Genomic DNA, 24,969 nt, shown 5'->3' with positions numbered 1-24,969 from the left:
AGGAGTCGTGCTATGTTTAAAAAGAAGAATGTAATCGTTTTTGTGCTTTTGGCGGTCGTCTGTGTTTTATTTTTAGCTGCGTGCGGACAGTCAGTGAATAATAGTGAAACGGCTGAGGCGGACAAAGAAAAGCCGGGAGAAGCGATCGAGATGACCGATCATTCCCAATACAAAGTTGCTTTGGTTCTTCCTGGTACGATTAACGATGAAGGATGGAACGCGACAGCTTTTCAGGGACTGGAATTAATTAAGCAGGCTGGCTTTGAAACCGCATACTCTGAAAATGTTAAAACGTCTGATTATGAGGCTGTTTATCGAGGATATGCCGGTAAAGGTTACGACCTTATTATAGGACATGGTTTTGAATTTTTAGATCCGGCTAAAGCTGTTGCGGCCGATTTCCCAAAAACAATGTTTGCGGTAACCAGTACGATTGAATATGAGGCCCCCAACGTTTTTGCGATGGATACCAATAGCAGCGACGCGGGATTTCTGGCCGGTGTTTTGGCCGCAAAAATGACAAAAACGAAAGTAGTAGCTGTGCCTTGCGGACTGGAAATTCCGGGAATTATTCGCTATGCGACCGGTTTTAGGCAGGGCGTTGAGTACATTGATCCTGAAATCAAAGTGTTGAGCAGCTATACGGGTTCTTCTTCGGATACAGCGCAGCTTAAAGAGTTGACCGCGGCAATGGTCCAGCAGGGAGCTGATATTATTGCGCCGAATGCGGATCAGGCTGGTATCGGCGCGTTTGAATACGTAAAAGAGCATAAGGACCTGCGAATTATCGGGGTTTATGGCGATCAAAAGGCTTTAGCCCCTGATCAAACTTTAACCAGCGCAATTATTGATTTGCCAGGCGCTATTGAGCAAGTTGCGGAGCTTGGGTTTGAAGGGCGGCTGGAAGCTAAAGCCTATGTGTTTGGGGTCAAAGAGGGTTCAGTTTGGCTCACGGACTTTAGTTCGGATGTGCCGCAGGATGTTCAAGACCTTCTGATGGACGTTATCGGCAAAATTAAAAACGGTGAAATTGAAGTTAAGTATGTTCTTGAATAATATAAAATAATAATTCTTGCCTATCGATCTTAGGCTTGGATGGGCGCAAGAAGGACAATTCAGATGGATCCTATATTGCAACTAAAGAATATTACGATAAAGTTCAATACACTTACTGCTAACGATAATGTTTGCCTCGATATTAAAAAAGGTGAGACGCATGCAATTCTTGGCGAAAACGGGGCAGGAAAAAGCACGCTGATGAACATCCTGTATGGTGTTTTAAAGCCGGACAGTGGTCAAATTATTCTTGATGGGCAGCAAGTTAACATTCGACAGCCCCGAGATGCGAGAGCTCTCGGGGTTGGTATGGTTCATCAACATTTCATGTTAGTTCCTGCTCTGACTGTCGTCGAGAATATTATTCTATGCACCTGTCGGACGCCGCTGATTAATACGCGAAAAGCAAGCCAAAGAATCAAAAATCTTTCCGCGAAATTTGGTTTGGAGGTTAATCCTGCCGCTGTTGTGAAAGACTTGTCCGTTGGTCAGCAGCAGCGGGTTGAGATTCTGAAGGCGCTCTATGATTCATGTAAGATCCTGGTCTTGGACGAGCCGACGGCTGTACTGACGCCTCAGGAAACAAAAGAACTTTTCAAGATCATCCACCAGCTAAATGAAGCTGGAACCTCTGTTGTTTTCATTTCTCATAAATTGAATGAGATTATGGAAATTGCAGATCGAGTTACCGTATTAAGAGGTGGTAAATCGGTTTGGAGTTCCAGAAAAGCGGATACTAATGAGAAAGAACTTGCAAGGCACATGGTCGGCAGAGATATCGTATTTGCGCATAGTGAAAACAACGCATGTCGAGATAAAAAAATAATTGAGGTTAGAAATCTTTGTGTGACGACGGCTTATAAGAAAAATGTCGTAAATGACTTATCTTTTTCCGTGTTCAATAACGAGATATATGGGATTGCGGGTGTTGACGGCAATGGGCAGTCTGAAATGGTTAAAGCCCTTTTATCAATCATTCCCAAAGATTCTGGACAGGTTATTTTTTGCGGTCAGGATATTACTCATGCGAGTACGAATGAAATATTTCGTAAAACGATCGGGCATATTCCTGAAGATCGCTTAAACATGGGGGTCATCAGTCAATTTTTTGTTTTTGAAAATACTTCTTTTTACAACTACAAGACGGACGAATTCTCTTCTACCAGAAATTCGATTAATTGGAAGAAGGAACATCTGTATAGCGGAGAGCTGATTAAAAAGTATAACGTAAAAGCTCCCAGCGAAGATGTCGCATTGGCGACACTTTCAGGAGGGAATCAGCAAAAATTAGTTGTAGCACGAGAGCTGGATAAAAGACCGCGCTTTCTCATCGCGGCACATCCGACACGCGGTGTGGACATTGGCGCAAGCGAATTGATCCGAAAACATCTCATCTGCCATCGGGATCAAGGGTGCGCTGTTATACTGATTTCAACCGAGCTGGAGGAAATTATGTCCTTATCGGATCGATTCGGCGTTATGTATGAAGGGAGGATGATCGCCGAAACAACCCCAAAAGAAGCGAATATCGAGCAAATCGGATTGTGGATGGCAGGCAGAGGAGCATAACCGAACATTATTATTGTAAGAGAGCATGGGGCAGATGAGAAAAATCAAGATACTGGGTATTTGTGGAAGTCCGCGCAGGGATGGAGCGACTGAACTTGCTCTTAGAACCGTTTTGGACGATATTTTGTCGGTTTCAGATGTCTTTACGGTAGATTTCTGGACAGTGTCCGGTAAAAAAATCAGTCCCTGCGTTCATTGCGACGCTTGCCTCCGGGCTCGTTCCATGTGTGTTATTCAAGACGATCATCAGGAAATTGAACAGAAAATCCTTGCCGCTGACGCGATAATTATGGCTTCTCCTGTTTATGACATGAATATTTCAGCGCAATTGTCTGCTGTTTTGAATCGGATGCGACCGATTTACATGGTTCATTCGGGTGTTTTAGAAAATAAAGTCGGCGCGGCCATCACGACAGGCGGTACTCGTTATGGCGGAGTGGAAACGGCAAAGTATCCGATGATCAGTTTTTATTTGATGAATGGGATGCTTGTAACCGGCGGTGGCGGCAGCTGCTACCTGGGTGGCAGTATATGGAGTCAGGATAAAAAATCTCAGGGCGCAATAGAAGATATTGTTGGGTTGGAAACGCTTCATCGGTTGGCTAAAGCGATCTCTAAAGCTGCTGTTATCAGCGTTTTGGGACAGGAAGCCTTGTCTCGGCAAAACGGATCGAGGATTGCGCTTGATTGACAGCTGTAAAATTCGTAAAAATAAGGCGGTGGTACACTTACGAAGATGTGTGCAATGAAATCGGTGTATTGACAGATTTATTGTTTGTTGCAAGAAAATAAAAATCGAAATGGGGTGGAACTATGAACATGTCTGCAAACTTACTTTCGATCGTTAAACAGGTAAAAGACTGGGAAGACGAGATTGTTCGCGATCTTCAAGAGTTGGTTCGAATTGAAAGCGTTACCTATAACGAGGACGAAGCGGTCAAGTTTCTATCTGCGAAAATGCGCAACTTTGATTTTGACGAGGTAAGAGTGGACGCCGTCGGAAATGTTCTCGGGAGAATCGGGTCTGGTAAAACGGTTGTATTGTATGACGCGCATATTGACACCGTTGACTTGGGCAATCCGGGAGACTGGCGGTTCCCACCGCTTTCAGCGACGATTGAGAATCAGGTTTTATATGGGAGGGGCGCCGTAGACGATAAGAGTTGCCTGATTGGAATTACGTACGCGGGGCGAATCCTAAAAAAGTTAGCACTGGATAAAGACTTTACTCTCTGGATATCCGGCTCTATTTCAGAAGAGGACGTGGAAGGTTCCTGCGTATCAGCGATGATGAAAGAGAATCCGGATATTAAACCGGACTATATCCTGGTCGCGGAAGCAAGCAACGGAAGGATTATGCGCGGGCATAAAGGCAGGGCCTTGATCCGCATCACTGTTCCGGGTAAATGCGCCCATGCGTCGGCGGCCTGGCGCGGTGACAACGCGCTGGTGAAAGCACTTCCGATTATCAAAAGAATTGATGAGCATGATGATTTTGTTGATGACGATTTTTTAGGAAAAGGTACTATAGAAGTTACGAATGTTGAATGCAAAGCTCCTTCTCTCAATACGATTCCAGGCGAAGCGGTTATCACCTGCGACCGGCGTATTTCCTGCGGCGAGACCGAGCAGGAATTGATTGACGAGGTCAGTTCTCTCTGCGCAGGGATTGAGGGAATTAAAGTTGAGATCGATAACGAAGTGGTCAAGACTTATACTGGTTATAAAATTGATTGTACGGATTATTTCCCGTCTTGGGTAATGGAGGAGGACGCGCCAATCGTACAGGCCGGGGTCCAGACTTATCGAGCTCTGTTTGAGAAAGAACCGGTTGTTACGAAATGGGATTTCTGCACGAATGGGACGCATCTTTGCGGTCGGATGGGAATTCCAGCGATTGGTTTTGGCGCTGGCGACGAACCGCTTTGCCATACGACAGATGATCAAGTACCTCTGCCCGAACTTTTTAAGGCGATTCAGTTCTATTCCGCTTTTCCTCTTTTCCTGGCAGCGCAGTGTAAAAAATTGTAGGAATCAGGCTGTAATGACTCGGAGACGATGATCATGCCCTTATTAGGAGATAAAAAATATCAGGTTCTAAACCGCTCGCTGCCCAGAAAGGATGGTGTTGAAAAGGTTACCGGTCGGGCTGTATATGCCGCCGACGTATATCTCCCGGATATGATCTATGCCGGTGTTTTGAGAAGTCCATTTCCCAGCGCAAGCGTCAAGTCGATTGACTCGAGCCGTGCTGAGCGTATTCCCGGCGTAAGGGCGGTCGTTACGTTTCGAGATCTGCCCAAATGTAAGAGCTGGTCTAACTATATGTATTTGACGGAGCGCGTACGTTACGTCGGCGACTGTGTAGCCATGGTCGCTGGGGATACTCAAGAAATTGTGGATCTTGCGCTGCAAAAGATCAGCGTGGATTATGAGATTTTGCCAGCTGTTTTTACGGTTGAGGAGGCGCTTGAAGTTGGCGCGCCTCTTGTTCACGAAGAATATCAGGATAATATATTTTCGGAATCAGTTTTTCATATCAGAAAGGGCAATATCGAAAAGGGCTTTGCGGAGGCAGACGTCATTCTCGAACGTGAATATCGAACGCAATATGTTGAACATGCATATATGGAACCGGAAGCGGCCGTCGCGTACTATCAGGCAAACGAAGGGCGCATGACGGTGCATGCGTCTGCGCAGAATCCTTTCTTTACCAGGCGATACGTAGCGGATATTCTGCAAATACCGCTGAACAGGGTGCGTCTGGTTCAGGACGTCCTGGGCGGGTCTTTCGGGGGTAAAGAAGAAGTGGTTGGTTTGGTCGCAGCGAGAGCTGCATACTTGGCGCGTCTGACAAATAAACCCGTTAAAATGGTTTTTAGCCGTGAGGATTCGCTGCTTGAAAGCGCTAAAAGGCATCCTTTTATCCTAAGATATAAAATCGGGGCGAAGAAAAGCGGGAAAATCGTAGCTTTCGAAGGTCAGCAAATTGACAATTCAGGGGCTTACAATAATCAAACGCAGTTTATGAACTGGCGCGCGAACGTTCATTCGGTTGGTCCATATGAAGTGGAACATGTAAAAACGGATACGTTCGGCGTGTTTACCAATAACATTCATTCCGGAGCGATGCGCGGGTACAGCTCTCCTTCGCTTATTTTTGCCCAGGAGCAGCTGATCGATGAATTGGCTGAGGAACTCGGTATGCCGGAAGATGAGCTCAGGCGAGTTAACTGCTTGAAGGACGGTTCTTTTACCGCAACGAATGATCAGGTTCAGCATGTCATTTTACAGGAAGTGATGGATTATACGCTGCGTCAGACGGATTATCGGAGAAAACGCGACGCTTACATGCGGCAGGAAGCGGACGCTGAATATAAAAAAGGAATCGGAATGGCGATTACTCATCGGGGCTGTGGCCTTGGCGGAGAATCGCCCGACGCAGGCGGCTGTTTTTTCATCGTTAATGAAGACGGTTCCGCAACGATTAATTCAGGGTTGGCGGAAAATGGTCAGGGATTAAAAACCGCATTTGTCCAAATTGCAGCAGAAGCATCCGGATTGAAATTTGATAGTATTTCTTTTTACGGAGTTGACAGCCATTCTATTCCGGACTGCGGCATGACCGTTGCTTCTCGCGGTACAATAATGGGCTCTCAGTCCGTTAAACGCGCGGGGCAGGAGATGAAAAAACTCCTGATCCGTCATGCATACGATATGAAACTCCTGTCTTTAAGAAAAGTTGAGGAAGAAACAGGACTTCCCCATTGTTCGCTCACATATCAGGATTTTACAGTTGACGATATCGAACTACAAAACAGTATGTTTTATTTTACGCGATATCCGGGCGTTAAATTTGATATTCAGGAGGTAACGCTCCCTTGTCTTTGGGCAGGGCGTCAGCTTTCAGTTTATAACTGGTTTCAGCCGGATGATATGACGCAGGACCATGAAACCGGACAGGGGAAAGCTTTCCCGACTTTTGCTTATGGTTGTATTGTTGCGGAAGTTGAAGTGGATATGCGGACGGGTTACGTCGAGGTTCAAAAAGTAACGTCTAGCCATGATGTCGGTACGGCTATCAATCCGGCATTAATTCAAGGACAGGTTTTTGGTGGTATTGTAATGGGTCAGGGCTATGGCGTTATGGAAGAAGTAACGCTGGATCGCGGAAAAGTTACATCTGAAAATCTCGATACTTACCTGATCCCTACCGCGATGGATATTCCGGAAATGAAGGTTAATATTTTTGAATGCGAGGATCCGAACGGCGCTTATGGGGCTAAGAGCGTTGGCGAGCCCGCAACGGAAGGGGTTGCCGCGGCGATTGCCAATGCGGTTTACAACGCTACCGGCCGCCGGGTCAGAGAGAATCCATGTGATTTGGAGACGATTCTGTTAGGACGGAAATTGAGGAAACCCATTAAATAATCTCAGGCCAGAATGAAAGATTTCACTTTTATCAAAGCTCAAAATTTGGAAGAGGTCAGCCGGGTGCTGTTTGTTCATCATCCACATGCCTGTATTCTCGCTGGCGGGACGGATCTTTTGGTTCAGCTGCATGAAAAAAACAGGCGGTGGGATGAGCTGGAAGCCGTCGTCGATCTGCATCCTTTTCAGGCGGAATTGTCTCGAATTGAGGACGTTGGAAATGCATTAAGGATAGGCGCTTTATGTACGCATACGATGATTGAGTGTTCTTCTCTTGTTCGTCAGTACTTTCCTTTTTTATCAAAAGCTTGCTCATTAGTGGGATCTCCTCAGATCAGGAATATGGGAACTGTTGGCGGTGCTATCTGTAATGCATCGCCGGCATCCGATCCTCTGCCTCCTTTGCTGGCTGGGGATGCTGAACTGCTGATTCATGGGTATAAGTGTGAACGAAGGATGCGCCTTTCTGATTTTTACGATGATATGGGTGTCCCGAGACTTGATGCAGGGGAGTTTGTAATAGCGGTTGAAGTCCGGAAATTATTGCCGAGCGAAAGATCGTCATTCGTGAAGCTGGGGAGAAGGAGAGCTCTCGCCATATCGAGACTTTCCGTAGCCGTGGTTCTTGATTTTCAACGGGACGGCAGTATACAAAACGCCATGATTGTTCCTGGGTGTGTCGGGAGACGTGTGAAGCGCTATCAGCGGGCGGAACGCTTGCTTTGCGGGCAGAAGCCGTCCAGAGCCCTGATCAGCAAGACGGCAGCTCAGGTCTCTGAGCAGATGCTGGAGGAGAATGGCAGGAGATGGTCTTCTGCATATAAAGAGCCAGCCTTGACTGTTTTGGCTGAACGTGCGCTGTGCGCGGCTGTTTATGACGCGGAGGACCAATCATGAGTGAAAAAATTGAAGTTCGTTTCCGGCTGAACGGTGAAGACGTGACAGTATTGACAAAAGCTAACCGAAGGCTTCTGGATGTACTGCGTGATGATTTTCATCTGACGGGTACTAAAGAAGGATGTTCTGTGGGCGAGTGCGGTGCTTGTACGGTTATTGTGGATAATAAAGCCGTAACTTCCTGTCTGATGTTGATCGGCAGCTGTGAGGGGCGCGAAGTGGTGACGATTGAAGGGATATCTTCTCCGGACTCTCTAAGCCCTGTGCAGCGGGCAATCATAGAGCATCAGGCGATTCAGTGCGGATTTTGTACGCCAGGGTTTGTGATGAGCGCGACCGCGCTGCTGAAGGAAAATCCCAACCCGACCTACGACGAGATCAAAACTGCGTTATCGGGGAATCTCTGTCGTTGTACGGGTTATAAGCAAATCATAGACGCTATCTATGATGTAGCTCAGCATGCGAATCAAGCTGAGCCTGAGAGAAGGGATAGGGGTATGGTCTCCGATTCCGGCGGCAGGCCGTTACCTTGGGAACCTTTTAGTAAGCCTGAAGTATGCGAACTTTCTGGAGGGAAGGGAAATGAAGGACAATGAAGTTAACGGAAATCGGATTGAGATCGAGTTTTGTAAGCGGAAGCTGCAAAGTCCCTTTATTTTAACTTCCGGACCGTTATGCTACAGCGCCGAGGGAATGATCAAAGGGCATCAGGCTGGCGCGGGCGCTGTCGTTACGAAGACGATACGGCTAAGTCCTGCTATAAATCCGATAGGGCATATCGCCAGATTTGGTCAAAATAGTTTGCTGAATGCTGAGAAATGGGCTGATATTCCGTCCGAACAGTGGTGTGAAGTCGAAATTCCCCGGACAGTTGCTTCAGGCGCTACAGTTATTGCCAGTGTGGGGCATACGTTAAAGGAAGCAAAAGCCATTGTTGGGGAGGTCGAAAAAGCCGGTTCGCATATGATCGAACTGGTTTCTTATCGTGAAGAGACTTTGCTTCCGATGTTGGATTTTACAAAGGCGCATGTCAGCATTCCCGTTATCTGCAAATTGTCGGGGAACTGGGACGATCCGATTGAATCGGCTAAAAAGTGTATCGAGCATGGCGCGGATGGGATCTGTGCGATCGATTCGATTGGCCCAGTTCTGAAGATCGACATTCGTAAAGCGCGACCAGTTATGTTTGGAAATGATGGTTATGGCTGGTTGACGGGCGAAGCGATACGACCGATTGCTCTTAGGATTGTAGCTGAGATCGCCATGCGTTTCCCTGATTATAAGAATATCTATGGATCAGGGGGAATCATGTCGGCTGAAAACGCTTTGGAATATGTCATGGCCGGCGCGATGGGCACGGGAATCTGCTCAGCCGGTATTCTTAAGGGTGTGGAATTCATCCGTCAGCTGAATCATCAGTTGATTAAAATGCTTGATGTATTAGGATATCCCGATATTCAGTCGGCATATCGGGCCGCTTTGAGTAATTTTCCGGGAACCGAGCGGATCAGGCATTACGACTTCCACTTTGAACCTTATAAAGCAGACGGTTCTCCCAAATGTATTCAATGCAAACGCTGCGAGCAGGTCTGCTGCTACGACGCGCGCAAGTTGGATTTCCCTCAGATGCAGGTCGATTCAAAACGCTGCCGTGATTGCGGTATGTGCGTTGATATATGCCCAACCGGTGCGCTTACAGCAGCCTGGGCGGAGCAGTCTGACAGGGAGAGAAAGAAAGCAGCTTTGTCCGCGGATTTTGATCGGGAGATTCGGGAAAGTTGAAAATTCGCATAGGAAAAACGATAATGAGAAATTGGCTGAAGGAGAAAAATGTACGACTTAAGAATTTGCGGGGGAAAGGCATATCTCGATAGGCAATGGGTGCAGACGAACCTTTATGTTACGGCTGGCCGGATTGCGAATATCAGCGACGAGCTCCTTCCTGCGGTGAAGCATGTTGATGCAGATGGGCTCAAGATTATTCCCGGAATCATCGATCCGCATGTTCACCTTGCGATGGGAAGCGGTCCGTATACTTCTGCTGACGATTTTTATAGCGGCAGTATAGCGGCCGCCTGGGGTGGAGTCACGACCTATATTGATTTCCTTGATGAAAGACCGACAGGCGAGGGGATTCAAAAGGAATTTGAGCGGAAAAGAAAATTAGCTCAAAACAGCATCGTCGATTATAGTTTTCACGCAGCGATCTGTGAGCTGCAGGATACGGCAGGGGATATTGCCAGCGCGGCGCTTACGATTGGATCGCCTACGATTAAGCTATATACAACGTATAAACCTGCCGCCTATTCTTCCGACGAAACTGTTGAAAAAATGATCAGGCGCTCCGCTGAGAACGATATTCGCATATTATGTCACGCGGAGGATGACGATCTGATTCGTTTTGATCTACAAGAGATTGCGCAACTAAGTAAAGCAAGGCCAGCAGAGGTTGAGGTAGCGCAGGTATTGAAGATTGCGGAATTTGTCCGGAAACATCAGGGAAACGCTTATATTGTCCATGTCAGCAGCGGAACGACGATTCAAAGACTTTCCGCTGAGTATGGAGATATTCTGAACAGGAGACTTTTTCTTGAGTCAGCTCCGCATTACTTTTATTTTGATGACTCTGTCTATCAAGGTTCAGAAGCTTTTCGCTATAGCATGACGCCTCCTTTAAAATCATTAGCGGAGCAGAGAATACTCAAGGAGAATTGGCGTTTGCTTTCTGTTTTTGCAACCGATCATTGTCCATTTATGACATATGAAAAGAAGAATAAAAAAATATCTGAAATGCCGATGGGTGTAGGCGGCGTAGAGCATTCTTTTATATTGATGTATCAGCTATTTGGTGAAGAAGTCATCGAACGCTATACCAGAAATCCAGCTGTTTTGCATGGCCTTTATCCTCAGAAGGGCAGCCTGCAAATCGATAGCGATGCAGATCTTGTTTTTTTTGATGATTCGTGCGCGCGGTATAAGCTGCCCAATCACTCGAATCAGGATCAATCGATTTATCAGGATACGGAAGTTCAGGTTAAGATTGAAAAAGTCATGGCATCCGGTTCGTTCGTGATTAATAATGGCGTCCAGTATGGCAGGCGGGGGAAATACCTGCGGCGAAAACTGACTTCGATCTTATGAACGAGGTTTCGCGATAGCTTATGGAGGATATGGATGAGCAAATCTCACATAAACGCCTCATATACATATGAGTGGAGAATATATAGATTCTGTGCGGCTTTTCTCTGAGGTATTATAAAAGGAGGAGTGGTAAATCATGTTTGCGGTGTTGGCTGGCTGGCTTGTGGTTGATTCTGCTTGCGCGGAGAGCGAGCATGGTTTTTTGTTTGCTGGGGGAAAAATAAATCAGGTTCTGCCGAACGATGAAATCCTGCGTCTGGCGAAGGAAAATCAATACGAGATTTTCGATTATCGGGATCAGGTCGTTTGCCCTGGTTTCGTCAATTCGCATATGCATCAATATGGCGTCCTTTCTCATGGTATGACGCCCAAGATAACGATCCGGAATTTCGAATCTTTTCTTGAAGATTATTGGTGGCCGGATATGGAAAACAAAGTGTCACTTAAACATGTGTTGGCTACGACGTTTTATACAGCAATGGAATCATTGGAATCGGGCGTGGTTTCGATTTTCGATGTTCTTGAAGCGCCGCTGGCTGAAGAGGGCGTTCTCATCGAACAGGGTAAGGTTCTTGAGAAAATGGGGATGAGAGCGATTGTTTCGCTTGAGTCTTCTGAACGCATTTCGTCGGACAATGGGAGGAGATGTCTTTCTGAAAACAAGGGCGCGATCCGCTATTTTCAGGAAAACTCCCGCCTGATTCGAGGCGCGGTCAGCGCGCATACGACCTTTAGCTGCAGCGATTCTTTTATTGAAGAAGCTGTGATGACGGCGAAAGGGGAAGACGCAATTTTCCATTTTCACCTTTCAGAGAGCTCGTTTGAGCCTGATGTTCTGAAGTCCCGGCGCCAGGTCCTGCCCGCAGAGCTTTACTGCCGGTTGGGCGCACTATACGATCGGACTCTGGCGTCCCAATGCGTCAAGGTGAACGAGAAGGAAATTGAACTGTTAGCGAAAACGAATACCTGCGTTTCGCATATGCCGATCAGTAACTGTGAGGTGGGCGGCGGTATAGCCCCTGTTCCTAAAATGCTCGATGCAGGGATTCCCGTTGGACTGGGAAGCGATGGGTATGTAAACGATTTCTTTTCCGTTATGCGCGCTGCGTTTCTGATTCATAAAGCGCATTTAGAATCAACTACCGTCATGCCTGCCAGGTTGGTTTTCAAGATGGCGACGGAGATGGGCGCCAGGTGCATGGGATATCATGGCGGAACGTTGAATGAAGGCGCGGCGGCAGATTTTATCGTCATGGCCGATCTTTGGCCAACCGAGATCACCAGGGATAATATTTATGATCAGATTGTTGTATATGGGAAGAAAGAGTTCATAAAGCATGTTTTTATTGCTGGAAATATGGTCTATAACAGCGATAAAAATAACGACCAAATGAGGCGGACAACATTGCAGCAACTCAAATTGATGAGCCATGAACTTTGGGAACAGCAAAAAACCTGCAAATAAAGGGGCATAATTTGGAAGGACTAACTGTAGAAAGCCTTCTTGCGCTGGATTCAATGAAAGAAAGCTACGTAATAGCGGGACAAGACGGATTAAGTCATCCGGTTGACGGCGCTACAGTGATTGATATGCCTGATTTAGGGAACTGGGCGAGCGAAAACGAAGTCGTAATTGTGACGGATTACCCTTTTCGAGGTGGTCCTATGACGCTTCTATCAGCGGTTCAAAGCCTTGCGAAGCAAAACGCTGCGGCGCTATGTATCAAAACGAGTAAAAATTTCGTAGTTCCGCCAAAGGTGCTTGATCTCTGTAATCAGGAGAATTTCGCTCTTATCAAGCTGCCTCTATCGTCAATTTTTAGTAATATCATATATGATATTACCAGTACGCTTTTGCGCAAAAAAGCGGATCATTTTAAACAGCTTCAGTTATGTACTGAAGAATTAATTGAAGCGCTCCAACGTCCTGGTAAAATCGATGAAAAATTAGCAGGAATCGAAAGAATCCTTGAGCATAAAATAATATTTGTTCATAAGGGGCACGGCTTATACTTCAGTGAGTCTACGCGTCTTTTTCTTGATCAATTCGGTGATCGAGGCGTTCAGCTGATCCGTTCTCGTATTTATAAAGAGATGGAAAAATTGCTGCGAAAAAAAAAGATAGCGGAGGATAGCTTGGCCGAAGATCTTCAAAGCTCTCATCCGGATTCCCATGGATTTATTATTCCATACCAGGATCAGAGAATGCGTATGATTCTGTTGCCTGTCTACAGGCTGGAGGAAGAGGCTTATTCAATTGCAGTCATTCAAGATATTCCTTTGAATTGGTCAAAAATTTCTGCGTTGGAAAGAGTCGGACGAATTCTGACACTTGAGTATCAGAATATGACGGAAATCAGGCGGCTTCAAAAGAAATATGAAGACAAGTTTATTATCAATTGCTTAACTGGGAAATACGGCAGCGGCTCGGATATTTCTTTCTCGGCCCGGACGCATGATCTGTACTTGCCCACAGATAAAACATATTGGATTATTGTAGTCGATTATTTTGAGACTTCGGAGTATTTACAGTATTCATCTTTTTCTTCGGAGGAATTGAGCAACGGTCATGATAATATTCAAGAGCGTTGGCTCTATACGACCTATGCAGGGAAGTTGACGATTATTTTATTTGATGAAGCGGCGGAGCTCCCTCCGCAGGTTATTCTCGCCAGCTTGAAGGCGCAGTTATCCACAGCGTTGAACACGGATCGCTTCCGTATGTGCGTTTCAGATCCGGGAAATCTTTCGGATATTCCTGAACTGTATCAGCAGGCACTGACGATAGCTGAGATTTCGCGTATTTGCGATATTCAGAGAAGTCTGATTCAGGAAAAGGATCTTGGTACGCTTTCAATCCTATTCCCATTAAGAAAATGTAAAACCGCGGGCAGATATGTGAAACGGTTTCTTGACCCTCTTGTCCAGTATGACAAGAACCAGAGGTCGCAATTATGCCAGACTTTATACACTTATTTGATGAATAACTCAAGCGTTAAAGAAACAGCGGAAGCTTTATTTACTCACTATAATACGATTACTTATCGTCTGGAACGAATTGAGAGGATTCTTGGTTTTTCAATTCGTTCCGGCGAGGCTCAATTCAACCTTCGGCTTGCATTTGAATTAAAGCGGCTTTTTGGAAAATCTTCTGAAGATTATCAGGCATAGCTCAGCCAGTCTTTTTATTACATCTGTTTAGTGTTGTTTCACAAAAAAAAGCGGGTTTGTTGTTATTTTTTTACGTTGACCTGCTGGGCGGACTCTTGTATTATAAGTTAACAAATACTTGGTTTCCAAGGAGCAGATATATGAAACGTTTGAATCGTATCTTTAGAGAAGATAAGAAAACTGTTATTGTTGCAATGGATCATGGTATGGGGCTGCCGGTTAATCCAGCTCTTGATAATATGGAAAAAATTCTAACGGCAATTGTGCGCGGCGGCGCGGATGCGCTCCTGACGACTTATGGCGTCGCTAAACGTTATGCCGATCTTCTGCAGGATATTGCGTTGATTGTGCGCTTGGATGGCGGCAATTCCTGTTTAGGCCCTGGATGCGAACCTGAATTGTTGTTTAGAGTTGAAGACGCGATCAAGATTGGGGCGGACGCCGTTGCGTGCATGGGTTTCCCCGGTTCAGCGGGAGAAGAGAAGAGCCTGAAAAATCTGGCGAAAATTACGACTTCCGCGCATGAATGGGGGTTCCCGGTTATGGCGGAAATGCTCCCCGGCGGTTTCAGCGGAAAAATACCGTGGAATATTGACAATCTGGTGCTCTCTGCCAGGACTGGCTGTGAATATGGGGCCGATATTATTAAAACGAGCTACGCGGGTACTCCGGAAGAGTATGCGCGTATCATTAAGGCTGCTTATGCGCCGGTCGTTATCCTCGGCGGCGCTAAAAGCAAAGAATTAGGTGGTCTCTTTACCTGTATCGAAGAAGCCTGTTCAGTCGGAGCCGCGGGCGTTGCGATTGGACGGAACGTATGGAACCATGAAAATCCAGAGAAGGTTGTAAAAGCCCTGGCAGACCTTGTTCATCATGGAGCAAAGGCCTCTGAGATTCAGCTTTGAGATTGGACTGGTTGGGAGAAGAAAATGATTCCTGATAAGATGAAAGCTATTGTGATTCCGAAAGCAGGCGCCGCAGAGGTTCGTGAACTGACGGCGCCCGTTCCGGAAGCCGGCGAGGTATTAATTCGTTTGCGCCATTGTATGATTTGTACCTGGGAACAGAGAATTTTTAAAGGGGAGGATGTCCCGCTGCCTTTTGTCCCCGGTCACGAAGTATCGGGCGAAGTCGCCTATATTCCGGAGAATACGATCTGCGATCTTCAGGTGGGTGATCCCTGTGTTGTGAAAACGTTTGACAGCTGCGGTCAATGCGAATATTGCCGCAGGGGGATGGATAACCTTTGCAAAGGAAAAAAGAAGAAACGAATTTACGATGGAATTCCGGGTTCGGGCGGAATGGCTGAGTATATTGCGATATCGTCCGATCGGATCTTTAAACTTCCAGGGCGCCATGTGGATCTTGAAGCCGCGGCTTTTGCAGAGCCGCTCGCCTGCTGTCTGCATAGTATGGAACAGGCAAAGTTGAGTTTTGGAGAAGATGTCGTCATTGTTGGCGGCGGAATTATGGGGCAGCTGCATGTTCTTTTAGCAAAACTGTCTGGCGCAAGAGTGATATTGGCTGAGCCTGACGAAAGAAGGCGCGAAGTTGCCTTATCGATAGGCGCTCATGATGTTTTCAACCCGGTTGAGAAAGACGCCGAGACGGAAATTCGGAGGTTGACCGAATCGCGGGGACCGCATGCGGTTATTTTTACGGTAAACAATTTAAATCTGGCTGGCGACTATATTAAAATCCTTGCTGACAGGGGAAGACTTGTTTACTATGGGTCTTTCCATCCCAGAAATGATATTCCATTCAGTCCAAACGGAATCCATTACAGCGAGAAGGTCATCACCGGTTCCTATAGCCCCACTATTAAAGCTTTCTGGCAGGCAACGCAGCTTCTGGGTAAAAAGCTGATTGACGTGCATCCATTGCTTTCGGAAAAGTATGATATGGTTGATGCGGAAACTGCTTTTAACCGGGCGCTCAGCATGGAAACGTTCCGGGTCCTGATTCATTTGAATGGCAGCGCGGGATAAGACAAGATGATGCACGTGCTTTTAGCCAGTCACGGATCGTACGCCTCCGGCCTTCGCGAGGCGGCGGAAATGATCTTGGGGAATCAGGAAAAGCTTTATGTCTTAGGTCTCTACCCAGGAGAGTCTTTGGAAATCTTTACCGAAAAAATCAGCCGAGTTATTCAGGAGACCGGAGAAGCGGAGAATGTTCTTATTCTGACCGATCTTCGAAATGGGACTCCTTTTAATGCGGCGCTCATGTCGGTTGTGAAATATGGTTCAGCTTGTATTTCCGGTGTTAACTTGCCTCTGTTGCTGGAAGTATTATCGACCAGAAAGGAGTGTGATAGCGCGGAAGTTGTTAAAAATGCAATCCAAAGCGGTAAGGATGGTATTGTTGACAACGTTTCGTTCGGGATACAAAAATCGAAGTCAATGGAATAGGTTTTGTTTTGAGTGTTAGTGAAAAAGGAGGCAGATATGGGGGTAGTCTTATATAGAATCGATGATCGGTTGATCCATGGGCAGGTCATGACAGCATGGAGCAAGGTGTACAAATCTACAAATATTATTTGTATTGATGATGAAACTGCAAAAAATGAAATGCTTTGCTCTATTATGAAAATGGCCGTTCCGTCTGATTATGAAGTTCAGATCCTAACAATGGAAGATGCGATTCAAGCTATCAAAGCTGAGCCTGAGCGTACGAGGACGATCGTTTTGGCGAAAACACCGGGCACGATGCTTAATTTAGCGAAATCCGGAGTGGAAATTAAAGAACTGAATGTTGGGAATATGGGGCAGGGAGCGAATCGTAAGCCGATTATGCGGAGTACTCAGGTATCGCCGGAGGAGTTGGATCAATTAAAAGAGCTTCAAAGAATGGGGACAAGAGTGTATTTGCAAGTGTTCCCTGATGAAAAAGCTGTCAATCTGGATAATTTGAAGTTCTGATTGGCCATTAATTAAAAGGAGAAAATTATGTCTTGGTGGCAAGCAATTGTTGTTGCATTTCTTTACTACTTTGCGGACGCTCCGTTTTTCTTCGGGGAAGGCTATTATGTTCTGCAGCGCCCGGTAGTCGGCGGATTTCTTGTGGGTTTGGTAATGGGAAATCCTGTGCAGGGGGCTATTATCGGTGGAACGATTAACCTGATCTTCCTCGGGCATATGAGCGTTGGCGGTTCTATTCCGAGCGACATGGCGTTGGCTGGATACGTTGGTACAGCCTTTGCTCTGGCCTTGGATACAAGTCTGGAGGCCGCTTTGGCGTTGGCTCTACCGATTGGCATTCTCGGTACGGTTGTCTGGGTTGGACGTATGAGTATTTCCTCTATATTCGCGCATTGGGCGGATAATTACGCTGAAAAAGGGGATGAACGAGGCGTCATGCTTATGAACTGGCTGCCTGCACAGATCATGCTGTTTGTTTTCAAAATGATTGTTGTCGCTTTGTTCTGCAAGTGGGGTGGCGAAGCGGTTGGCGGTTTCCTGAATGCAATCGCTGGCAGCTGGGCTTTCAGAGGGTTATCCGCTGTGGGCGGCGTACTGCCTGCGCTTGGAATTGCCTTGAACCTGAGGGCGATTTTGAAACAGGAAACGTGGCCGTTTTTACTGGCGGGTTTCGTTTTAGCCGCTTACTTCAATATTCCCATTATCGGAATTAGCATTATCGGTCTTATTTGTGCGATGGTCTTTATGACGAATACGAAAAAGTCGCTGAAAGAAGCTAAGGAAGGGTAGGATGGAAAGCAAGAATGAAGGAAAAGTTCAGGACGTAAGCCTGGATGAAAAAGATGTAAAGAAATCATATTGGCTCTGGCAGTTCTTTTCTCACGCGAATTATAACTATGAGAGAATGCAGGGTACGGCTGTCGCTATGGCGATGGCTCCGATTATCAAAAAGCTCTATCCGGACCCAGACGAAAAAGCGGCTGGCTTGAAACGCCATCTGACATTTTTCAATACTGATCCTAATTTTGGCGCGGTCATCCTTGGCGGAACGATTGCCATGGAAGAGCAGCGAGCGAACGGCGCTCCGCTTACGGATGAGGCTATTAACAGCTTTAAAACCGGTATGATGGGCCCGATGGCAGGGATTGGCGATTCGATCGTACAGGGCGTTGTGATTCCGATTATGGTTGCGCTCGGTATCAGTATGGCTACGAAAGGCAATGTATTCGGCTCTCTTTTTGTCCTGATTGCTTTGCCGGTCGTTCTAATGGTTATAGCCTATAATTCCTGGATGTACGGCTATCGGCTGGGCACTAATGCTATTTCTGGTATGTTGGCTGATGGTCGGATGAAAACCTGGATCAGCGCGGCGGGTATTCTTGGCTGTACGGTAATGGGCGCGCTGATTCCCAACTATGTTAATGTAAAAAGCGCGCTTGCTTTTACTATTGGCAATGTACCGTTTAATTTGCAGGAAAACCTGTTCGATGCATTGATGCCGTCGCTTCTGCCGCTGGCTGTGACTGTGCTGATCTACTATCTGACTACCAGGAACGTCAAAACATGGAAAATCATGTTAGGCGTCGTTGTTATCGCCTTTGTTTTAGGGGCGCTTGGAATTCTGGGATAGGGAATTTTCATACGAAAGAAATCATGGAAAGGTAGGTAGTCGCCTGCCTTTCCATGATTTGAATAAAAGCAGAGAGAACCGATCATGAAAAATGTTGTGGTTACTGTAAAGCATGCGTCCGGACTCCATGCACGACCTGCCGCGGATTTAATGTCGCTTGCCAAAGCGCAAAAATGTAAGGTAAAAATTCAGTTTAAGGAGCAACAGGCAAACGCAAAAAGTTTATTGGAGATACTTTCTTTGGGCGTAAATCAGGGCGACCAAATTATGCTGATCTGCGAAGGCGATGGGGAAGAAGAGGCGATCAGCAAAATTGCTGACTTCTTGTGCGCGTGAAGCTGAAGAAACGCTGATAAATTATCAGTTGGATTGGCGGGAGAAATCGTGAGGACTCAAAAACGGATTCTAAGTGGACGTGGGAACGGATTCGGTCTGGTTAAAGGTGTTGCCGCTAAGATGGAAGAGCGAGCAGCGATGATTCTTAGACAGTCAGCTGCTGATGTTTGCCTGGAAAAGCGCCGCTGGGAAAAGGCTGTGCTGGATGTTCAAAGTCATTTGCAGGAGCAATATTCAAAGGCATTGGAAGTTTTAAATAATGACGAATCCGGAATTCTGTCTGCTCATCTGTCGCTTCTTGAGGATCCGGCTTTGATAGAAGCTGTTTCCGAGATGATAGAGGAAGAGGGCTGCTGTGTCGAATGGGCTCTGAAATCTCAGACGGAGAAGATATGCGGAATGTTGGAAAAATCCGGTAATTTAGTCATACGCGAGCGCGCATTGGATATTTGTGATATATCAGCTCAGCTTATGGGGGCGTTAGCAAACGCTCAATCTGATCAGCGCGTTTGTCACGCCTCTCGTTTTTATGCGGAAGGTCCGGTTGTTTCTGATATTCAGGATCAGTGTATTATGATTAAGAATGTGCTTTATCCTTCCGACGTGATTCATTTCAACTTTGTAAAGTACTGCGGAATTATTGTTGCGCATGGCAGCTGGACAACGCATTCTGCTATTCTGGCTAAATCTAAATCTATTCCTATGGTGATTCTGGATCATGGCGAAGAAATAGAATCTATTGAAGATGGATCCGAACTGATTCTGGACGCGGATGACGGCGTGATAACGCTTAACCCGGAAGCCGAGGATTATCGTTCGTTTGAGGCGAAGATGAAGCGAAACGAAGAAACGCTGCGGCTGTTTGATACCTTAAAAGGATGCTCCCTGCGTTCAAGGAATGACAGGCGTATCCGATTTGAAGCGAATATCAGTGGGCCTGATGATCTTCCTTCCGTGATCCAATCGGGCGCTCAGGGAATTGGCCTCTTCCGGACGGAATTTCTCTATTACAATCAAGCCTCTCTCCCTGACGAAGAACAGCAATATCAGATTTATCGGAATGTTCTTCAGGCTATGAAGAATCTCCCCGTTACATTTCGTACCTTCGATATCGGCGGCGATAAACAGGTTCCTGGTCTGAACCTGCCTGAAGAGATGAACCCATTCCTCGGTTATCGTGCGATACGGATTGCTTTGGCTGAACCTGAACTGTTCAAGACGCAAATTCGAGCTATTTTGCGAGCGGCTGCGGGGTTGCCAGTCCGAATTATGTTCCCAATGATATCCACGGTAGAAGAACTTGAGCGGGCGAAAGCGATTGTATATGCGTCAATGCATGAGCTGAAAAATCAGGGAATTCCTTGCTCTGAAGAGATTAAATTAGGGATGATGGTTGAAATTCCGGCCGCGGCTGTATTGGCGGATGAATTCGCTAAACACTGCGATTTTTTCAGTATTGGGACGAATGATTTGATTCAGTATACAATGGCCTGTGACCGTTTAAATGAAAAAGTACAAAATCTCTATCGGGCTGATAATCCGGCAGTTTTGCAGTTGATTAAGGCAATTGCGGAGGCTGCGCACCGGCACGGAATTGAGGTCGGGATTTGCGGCGAGGCGGCGTCAAGCATTGATCTGATTCCTGCCTGGCTGGATTATGGGATCGATGTTTTGAGTATGTCCCCAAGTATTCTCCCAAAAATTCAGGTATGCTGTTATCAGATGGGGCTTATTCATAAAGAAAATCCTCTGAGCGACCGTTAGTCATAAGATAATCTGGCGGCGGAAAAATCGGGTTGAATTATTTTTGAAATTTAATGCATAGTCTTTGAAAATATGTAGGAGAAGGAAATAGTGGGATATATTGACCTTCACTGCGATGTTTTACTTCATTTTTTATTGTCGGATGACTTTGACCTTTTTTCATCTAAACGAAGCTCTGTGGATTTAGACAGGCTTCATCGTGCGGGTGCAATGGCGCAATGTTTCGCGATTTACCAACCGTCGGTGGATGAACTTAAAGCTAAACGGATAGGGGAAAGCGAATATATTAATTATATAATAAGCAGGTTTAATAAATCGCTGTCGGACCATAAAGATATCGCCGCTCTGGCTGTAAGCGCGCAAGAAATTATGCAGAACTATCAAATGGGGTTCCTTTCAGCGATATTAGCGCTTGAGGATGGGCGCAGTGTAAATAGCGAATTTGATAAGCTGATCGCGTACAGGAACTTAGGAATTCGTATGCTTACACTTACCTGGTATCAGGAAAATTGTTTCGGAAGTCCAAGCTCTGACATAAGCTCCATAATGTCTTCAGGTTTGAGTCAATTTGGACGCGAATCCGTTGCGCTGATGAATGAGCTTGGGATTATTATCGATGTTTCTCATTTATCCGACGGTGGATTTTGGGATTTAATCGAGTTGTCTGACAAGCCCATTATCGCTTCTCATTCAAATTGTCGCGAGCTGGTTCCGCATTTTCGGAATCTCTCGGACGAAATGATTCGTGCGCTTTCCGAGAAGGGTGGCGTAATGGGGTTGAATTTCTGTCATTTTTTTCTTGCCGACGCGCGGGAAAAGGAGAATATAGGTGGCAGCGTTATCAGTGAGATTTTGTTCCACCAGAAAAAAACGGATTGGTATAGCTGTGTGAAAGATATGGTTCGGCATGTCCGTCACGCTTACGATATTGGCGGTGAAAATGTTTTGGCGATTGGGACGGATTTTGACGGTATTCCTGCTGAGAATCTGGAAATTGATAGCCCGCTTAAAATGGACCTTTTATTTACAGCATTAAGGGAATCCGGCCTTCCAGGTTCGGCGATCGATAAAATGATGTTCAAGAATGCGTTAAGGGTATTCTCTGATACGGATGCGATTGTATAGCAGAAAAAGACGCTTATTTCGCCGATCCGGGAAGGACTTATATCATGACGATTCAAGATGATCAGGGAACTGTAAATATAAAAATTCCAGTTACACTATGGATCAATCAGAAAGTTATACAGCTTGAAATAGATCCACGATGGACAATGTTGTATGTCCTTCGCGAAGTCCTTGATCTGACAGGAACAAAATGCGGATGCCAGACAGGAGACTGTGGGGCGTGTAAAATTATTGCCGATGGGATAGCGGTCAACGCTTGTACGTTGCTTGCGCGAAAGGCGCATGAGCGGCAAATGAAAATTGAGACGATCGAAAATTTAGCGGATGGCGAAGGCTTACATCCGATTCAGGAAGCTTTCATTGAATGCGGCGCTGTCCAATGCGGTTATTGTACTCCAGGAATGATTATCGCCGCGAAAGCGTTATTGGACAGGAATCCGGATCCGGATGAAAGCGAAATACGGGGAGCGCTGTCGAACAATATTTGCAGGTGCACGGGGTATGTGAAGATTGTTCAGGCGATTCAGTTATCAGCGAAGCGGTTGAAAGAAAGCCGGGAACATGCAAAATCAAAATCTGTATAAAAACAGTGAAATTGGCTTTCGGACGCCTCTTTACGACGCTGAGTTGAAAGCCAGAGGGCTTATCCGTTATGCAGACGATATGAAACTTCCATGTATGCTGTATGCGAAAATGGTTTGGAGCACAGTTCCGCACGCAATTATCAAGTCGATCGATACGGAAGCAGCGGAAAGAATCCCAGGGGTGAGGGCTGTATGTACGTGGAAGAATTGCAGCCAGGTTTCTTATAACAGCTGCGGGGAGGATATCGATAAATTTCTGACCGAAAAAATTTTTGACCAGAGGGTTCGGTATATTGGCGATCGGGTGGCGGCGGTAGCGGCGGATACTCTTGAAATCGCGGAAAGGGCCGCCAAACTTATTAAAGTTGAATATCAGGAGCTTCCATATTATATCGATCCTGGAACGGCCATGCATGAAGACGCATATCCTATTCATGAGGGCGGAAATGTCCCTGAAACGGTATATCTTAGCGCTGGCGATGTGGATGGATGCTGGGAAGATGCGGATCATGTCCTGGACTTTACATACAGGCTGTCTTCCGTCCACCATGGGGCGATGGAGCCGCATGTCGCGATCGCAGACTACGAAGCGAACGGGAAACTGACCGTCTATTCACCGTCCCAGGACGTTTTCGGATGCCGCGCCAATCTTTCCCGTATTTTTTCGTTGCCTCTGAATAAAGTAAGGGTGATTAATCCTTGCATGGGCGGCGGTTTCGGAGGAAAAATCGATGCTATTTTAGAACCGGTCGTCGCTCAGCTTTCCATCATGACATTGCGCCCGGTGAAGATAACGCTGAATCGGCGGGAAGAGATTATTTCGACCCGGACGAGACATGCTATGACGATCCATTTAAAAACCGCTGTCATGAATGACGGACGTATTATAGCGGAGAAAATGACGATGATCGCTAACGCAGGCGCTTATTCAGCGGGAACTTCAAGCGTTGTCTGGGCTTCGGGCGGCAAGTTCTTCAAGAAGCATAAAACGCCGAATCTGCGTTTTACCGGTTATCCGGTTTTCACCAATACGCCTGTATCAGGAGCCATGCGCGGCTTTGGATCTCCGCAGCGATGTTTCGCCCAGGAAAGGCAAATGAATCGTATTGCCAGGATGCTTAATATATCCGTATTGGATTTGCAGATGATCAACTTGGTTGATGCTGAAGACTGCGATATCCGAAATCAGGTCCCACACGGAAGAGCCTTTCCGAAGGAAGCGGTTCTTCGCGGTAAAGTTCTGTTTGATTGGGAAAAGAATCTCGATGCGATGGAGCTCAGCAAGGAGCGTATGGCGAGATTCAGAATTGGTGTCGGGATGGCGGTAGGCGTTCATGGCAACGGCGTATACGGGGTTATGCCCGATACCAGCGGCGTTATGTTAAAGCTGAACGAGGATGGGAGTCTTACCGTTTTTACGGGTTACTCTGATATGGGAAATGGCACGGTTACAACCCAGCTTCAGATTATTTCTTCTGTAATCGGCATTCCCTTAGCGCATATAACCTGCGTAACCGCCGATACAGAAACCACAATGTGGGATTTGGGGAATTACTCCAGCCGAGGGACGTTTGTCGGCGGCAACGCGGCTCTAAAGGCTGCCGAACATCTTGCTTCTGAACTTAGGAAAGAAGCGGCGGAGATTCTGAACGTAAATCCTGATGAGATTTTTTTTGAGAATGGCGCAGCTATCTGGAAGGGCTCCGAAAAAAGGTCTGTGACTGTGGCCGATATTGTCCGCCATGCAAAGCAGGCAAACCAGCGGGATATTTGCGTCAGCGATACGTTTGCGTCCGCAAATTTAGCGCTGTCCTATGGGGCTCATTTCTGTAAAGTCAGCGTTGATACAGAAACGGGGATCGTAAAACCGCTATTGTTTGTCGCTGCGCATGATCTGGGTAAGGTGATTAATCCTATGCAAACCGAGGGTCAGATTGAAGGCGCGATCCAAATGGGACTTGGGTACGCTCTGACGGAAGCTCTCTTGATTAACGAAGATGGAAAAGTTACGAATGCTATTCTGAAAAAGTATAAAATGCTGCATGCTGCCGAGATGCCGGAAATTCGTATTGCTTTTGTTGAAAACGCTGAAATTGGCGGGCCTTTCGGAGCAAAAAGTATTGGAGAATGCTCCGTTGTCCCAGTGGCGGCGGCGGTTGCGAACGCGGTATGCAATGCGTTGGATACTTCGATTGATCAATTGCCGCTGACGCCGGATGTGGTTCTCAGGGCAATTCAGGAAAGTAATATGAGATAGTACGGGTTTGTCCCATACGCGAAGCAATGTTCCATTGATCAGCTTTATTGACGATACTCAGCTTCGCGACGGGCGGGTATCGTTATC

22 protein-coding genes are annotated in these 24,969 nt (G+C 46.5%); all 22 read left to right on the top strand.

Translation table 11 applies throughout. The features are described 5' to 3' along the window. Positions 1–12: 12 nt before the first annotated feature. The 22 genes from BEQ56_08630 to BEQ56_08525 all read left to right on the top strand — a co-directional run bounded on the left by BEQ56_08630 (position 13) and on the right by BEQ56_08525 (position 24,882). Positions 13–1,056 carry a hypothetical protein gene (locus tag BEQ56_08630; GenBank protein ID AOH43534.1) on the top strand — a complete coding sequence of 348 codons (1,044 nt, stop codon included), beginning with the start codon at positions 13–15 and terminating at the stop codon, positions 1,054–1,056. Between the two features lie 63 nt (positions 1,057–1,119). Continuing rightward, a complete protein-coding gene (locus BEQ56_08625; protein ID AOH43533.1) occupies positions 1,120–2,625 on the top strand; it encodes a hypothetical protein in 1,506 nt (501 codons plus the stop codon). 25 nt (positions 2,626–2,650) lie between these two features. Continuing rightward, positions 2,651–3,316: an NAD(FAD)-dependent dehydrogenase gene (locus tag BEQ56_08620; GenBank protein ID AOH43532.1), complete on the top strand. Its 666-nt coding sequence runs from the start codon at positions 2,651–2,653 to the stop codon at positions 3,314–3,316. Between the two features lie 128 nt (positions 3,317–3,444). Further along, on the top strand, positions 3,445–4,656 hold the full coding sequence (locus BEQ56_08615) for a peptidase (protein AOH44474.1): 1,212 nt from the start codon (positions 3,445–3,447) through the stop codon (positions 4,654–4,656). A gap of 33 nt (positions 4,657–4,689) precedes the next feature. Continuing rightward, on the top strand, positions 4,690–7,056 hold the full coding sequence (locus BEQ56_08610; protein AOH44473.1) for a carbon monoxide dehydrogenase: 2,367 nt from the start codon (positions 4,690–4,692) through the stop codon (positions 7,054–7,056). Positions 7,057–7,068: 12 nt separating this feature from the next. Continuing rightward, entirely contained in the window at positions 7,069–7,953 is an 885-nt protein-coding gene (locus BEQ56_08605; GenBank protein AOH43531.1) for a hypothetical protein, read from the top strand. Then, positions 7,950–8,549 carry a hypothetical protein gene (locus tag BEQ56_08600; protein AOH43530.1) on the top strand — a complete coding sequence of 200 codons (600 nt, stop codon included), beginning with the start codon at positions 7,950–7,952 and terminating at the stop codon, positions 8,547–8,549. The genes BEQ56_08605 and BEQ56_08600 overlap by 4 nt, the downstream gene beginning before the upstream one ends. Beyond that, entirely contained in the window at positions 8,536–9,735 is a 1,200-nt protein-coding gene (locus BEQ56_08595) for a hypothetical protein (GenBank protein AOH43529.1), read from the top strand. Before BEQ56_08600 ends, BEQ56_08595 begins: the two co-directional genes overlap by 14 nt. A 48-nt stretch (positions 9,736–9,783) precedes the next feature. After that, positions 9,784–11,094 (top strand): hypothetical protein, encoded by a 1,311-nt coding sequence (locus tag BEQ56_08590; GenBank protein ID AOH43528.1) that lies wholly within the window; start codon positions 9,784–9,786, stop codon positions 11,092–11,094. A gap of 136 nt (positions 11,095–11,230) precedes the next feature. Further along, positions 11,231–12,559: a hypothetical protein gene (locus tag BEQ56_08585; protein ID AOH43527.1), complete on the top strand. Its 1,329-nt coding sequence runs from the start codon at positions 11,231–11,233 to the stop codon at positions 12,557–12,559. A 53-nt stretch (positions 12,560–12,612) separates the two neighbouring features. Then, entirely contained in the window at positions 12,613–14,265 is a 1,653-nt protein-coding gene (locus tag BEQ56_08580; protein AOH43526.1) for a hypothetical protein, read from the top strand. Between the two features lie 140 nt (positions 14,266–14,405). Next, positions 14,406–15,170, top strand: a complete 765-nt coding sequence (locus tag BEQ56_08575) for a fructose-bisphosphate aldolase (GenBank protein AOH43525.1) — start codon at positions 14,406–14,408, stop codon at positions 15,168–15,170. Positions 15,171–15,209: 39 nt separating this feature from the next. Next, positions 15,210–16,253: a hypothetical protein gene (locus BEQ56_08570; GenBank protein ID AOH44472.1), complete on the top strand. Its 1,044-nt coding sequence runs from the start codon at positions 15,210–15,212 to the stop codon at positions 16,251–16,253. Positions 16,254–16,259: 6 nt separating this feature from the next. Then, positions 16,260–16,676, top strand: coding sequence for a hypothetical protein (locus BEQ56_08565; protein ID AOH43524.1), 417 nt, complete (start codon positions 16,260–16,262; stop codon positions 16,674–16,676). 36 nt (positions 16,677–16,712) lie between these two features. Beyond that, positions 16,713–17,186, top strand: a complete 474-nt coding sequence (locus tag BEQ56_08560; protein ID AOH43523.1) for a hypothetical protein — start codon at positions 16,713–16,715, stop codon at positions 17,184–17,186. Positions 17,187–17,213: 27 nt separating this feature from the next. After that, positions 17,214–17,975, top strand: a complete 762-nt coding sequence (locus BEQ56_08555; GenBank protein ID AOH43522.1) for a PTS N-acetylgalactosamine transporter subunit IID — start codon at positions 17,214–17,216, stop codon at positions 17,973–17,975. A gap of 1 nt (position 17,976) precedes the next feature. After that, positions 17,977–18,816, top strand: a complete 840-nt coding sequence (locus BEQ56_08550; protein AOH43521.1) for a hypothetical protein — start codon at positions 17,977–17,979, stop codon at positions 18,814–18,816. 84 nt (positions 18,817–18,900) lie between these two features. Beyond that, complete coding sequence (locus BEQ56_08545) at positions 18,901–19,152, top strand: hypothetical protein (GenBank protein AOH43520.1); 252 nt, start codon at positions 18,901–18,903, stop codon at positions 19,150–19,152. A gap of 33 nt (positions 19,153–19,185) precedes the next feature. After that, positions 19,186–20,916 (top strand): phosphoenolpyruvate--protein phosphotransferase, encoded by a 1,731-nt coding sequence (locus BEQ56_08540; protein ID AOH43519.1) that lies wholly within the window; start codon positions 19,186–19,188, stop codon positions 20,914–20,916. A gap of 90 nt (positions 20,917–21,006) precedes the next feature. Then, entirely contained in the window at positions 21,007–22,041 is a 1,035-nt protein-coding gene (locus BEQ56_08535; protein ID AOH43518.1) for a hypothetical protein, read from the top strand. A 44-nt stretch (positions 22,042–22,085) separates the two neighbouring features. Then, on the top strand, positions 22,086–22,625 hold the full coding sequence (locus BEQ56_08530; GenBank protein AOH43517.1) for a xanthine dehydrogenase: 540 nt from the start codon (positions 22,086–22,088) through the stop codon (positions 22,623–22,625). After that, on the top strand, positions 22,603–24,882 hold the full coding sequence (locus BEQ56_08525; protein AOH43516.1) for a xanthine dehydrogenase: 2,280 nt from the start codon (positions 22,603–22,605) through the stop codon (positions 24,880–24,882). Before BEQ56_08530 ends, BEQ56_08525 begins: the two co-directional genes overlap by 23 nt. Positions 24,883–24,969: the final 87 nt, after the last annotated feature.

This window comes from Anaerolineaceae bacterium oral taxon 439, from assembly GCA_001717545.1.
GTDB lineage: Bacteria > Chloroflexota > Anaerolineae > Anaerolineales > Anaerolineaceae > Flexilinea.
This window is presented reverse-complemented; position numbering and strand designations above follow the sequence as displayed.

What these genes read in the sequence shown, in the direction of transcription:
- BEQ56_08630 (AOH43534.1), top strand. Translation starts at nt 13, where the DNA reads ATGTTTAAAAAGAAGAATGTAATCGTTTTTGTGCTTTTGGCGGTCGTC.
- BEQ56_08625 (AOH43533.1), top strand. Translation starts at nt 1,120, where the DNA reads ATGGATCCTATATTGCAACTAAAGAATATTACGATAAAGTTCAATACA.
- BEQ56_08620 (AOH43532.1), top strand. Translation starts at nt 2,651, where the DNA reads ATGGGGCAGATGAGAAAAATCAAGATACTGGGTATTTGTGGAAGTCCG.
- BEQ56_08615 (AOH44474.1), top strand. Translation starts at nt 3,445, where the DNA reads ATGTCTGCAAACTTACTTTCGATCGTTAAACAGGTAAAAGACTGGGAA.
- BEQ56_08610 (AOH44473.1), top strand. Translation starts at nt 4,690, where the DNA reads ATGCCCTTATTAGGAGATAAAAAATATCAGGTTCTAAACCGCTCGCTG.
- BEQ56_08605 (AOH43531.1), top strand. Translation starts at nt 7,069, where the DNA reads ATGAAAGATTTCACTTTTATCAAAGCTCAAAATTTGGAAGAGGTCAGC.
- BEQ56_08600 (AOH43530.1), top strand. Translation starts at nt 7,950, where the DNA reads ATGAGTGAAAAAATTGAAGTTCGTTTCCGGCTGAACGGTGAAGACGTG.
- BEQ56_08595 (AOH43529.1), top strand. Translation starts at nt 8,536, where the DNA reads ATGAAGGACAATGAAGTTAACGGAAATCGGATTGAGATCGAGTTTTGT.
- BEQ56_08590 (AOH43528.1), top strand. Translation starts at nt 9,784, where the DNA reads ATGTACGACTTAAGAATTTGCGGGGGAAAGGCATATCTCGATAGGCAA.
- BEQ56_08585 (AOH43527.1), top strand. Translation starts at nt 11,231, where the DNA reads ATGTTTGCGGTGTTGGCTGGCTGGCTTGTGGTTGATTCTGCTTGCGCG.
- BEQ56_08580 (AOH43526.1), top strand. Translation starts at nt 12,613, where the DNA reads ATGAAAGAAAGCTACGTAATAGCGGGACAAGACGGATTAAGTCATCCG.
- BEQ56_08575 (AOH43525.1), top strand. Translation starts at nt 14,406, where the DNA reads ATGAAACGTTTGAATCGTATCTTTAGAGAAGATAAGAAAACTGTTATT.
- BEQ56_08570 (AOH44472.1), top strand. Translation starts at nt 15,210, where the DNA reads ATGAAAGCTATTGTGATTCCGAAAGCAGGCGCCGCAGAGGTTCGTGAA.
- BEQ56_08565 (AOH43524.1), top strand. Translation starts at nt 16,260, where the DNA reads ATGATGCACGTGCTTTTAGCCAGTCACGGATCGTACGCCTCCGGCCTT.
- BEQ56_08560 (AOH43523.1), top strand. Translation starts at nt 16,713, where the DNA reads ATGGGGGTAGTCTTATATAGAATCGATGATCGGTTGATCCATGGGCAG.
- BEQ56_08555 (AOH43522.1), top strand. Translation starts at nt 17,214, where the DNA reads ATGTCTTGGTGGCAAGCAATTGTTGTTGCATTTCTTTACTACTTTGCG.
- BEQ56_08550 (AOH43521.1), top strand. Translation starts at nt 17,977, where the DNA reads ATGGAAAGCAAGAATGAAGGAAAAGTTCAGGACGTAAGCCTGGATGAA.
- BEQ56_08545 (AOH43520.1), top strand. Translation starts at nt 18,901, where the DNA reads ATGAAAAATGTTGTGGTTACTGTAAAGCATGCGTCCGGACTCCATGCA.
- BEQ56_08530 (AOH43517.1), top strand. Translation starts at nt 22,086, where the DNA reads ATGACGATTCAAGATGATCAGGGAACTGTAAATATAAAAATTCCAGTT.
- BEQ56_08525 (AOH43516.1), top strand. Translation starts at nt 22,603, where the DNA reads ATGCAAAATCAAAATCTGTATAAAAACAGTGAAATTGGCTTTCGGACG.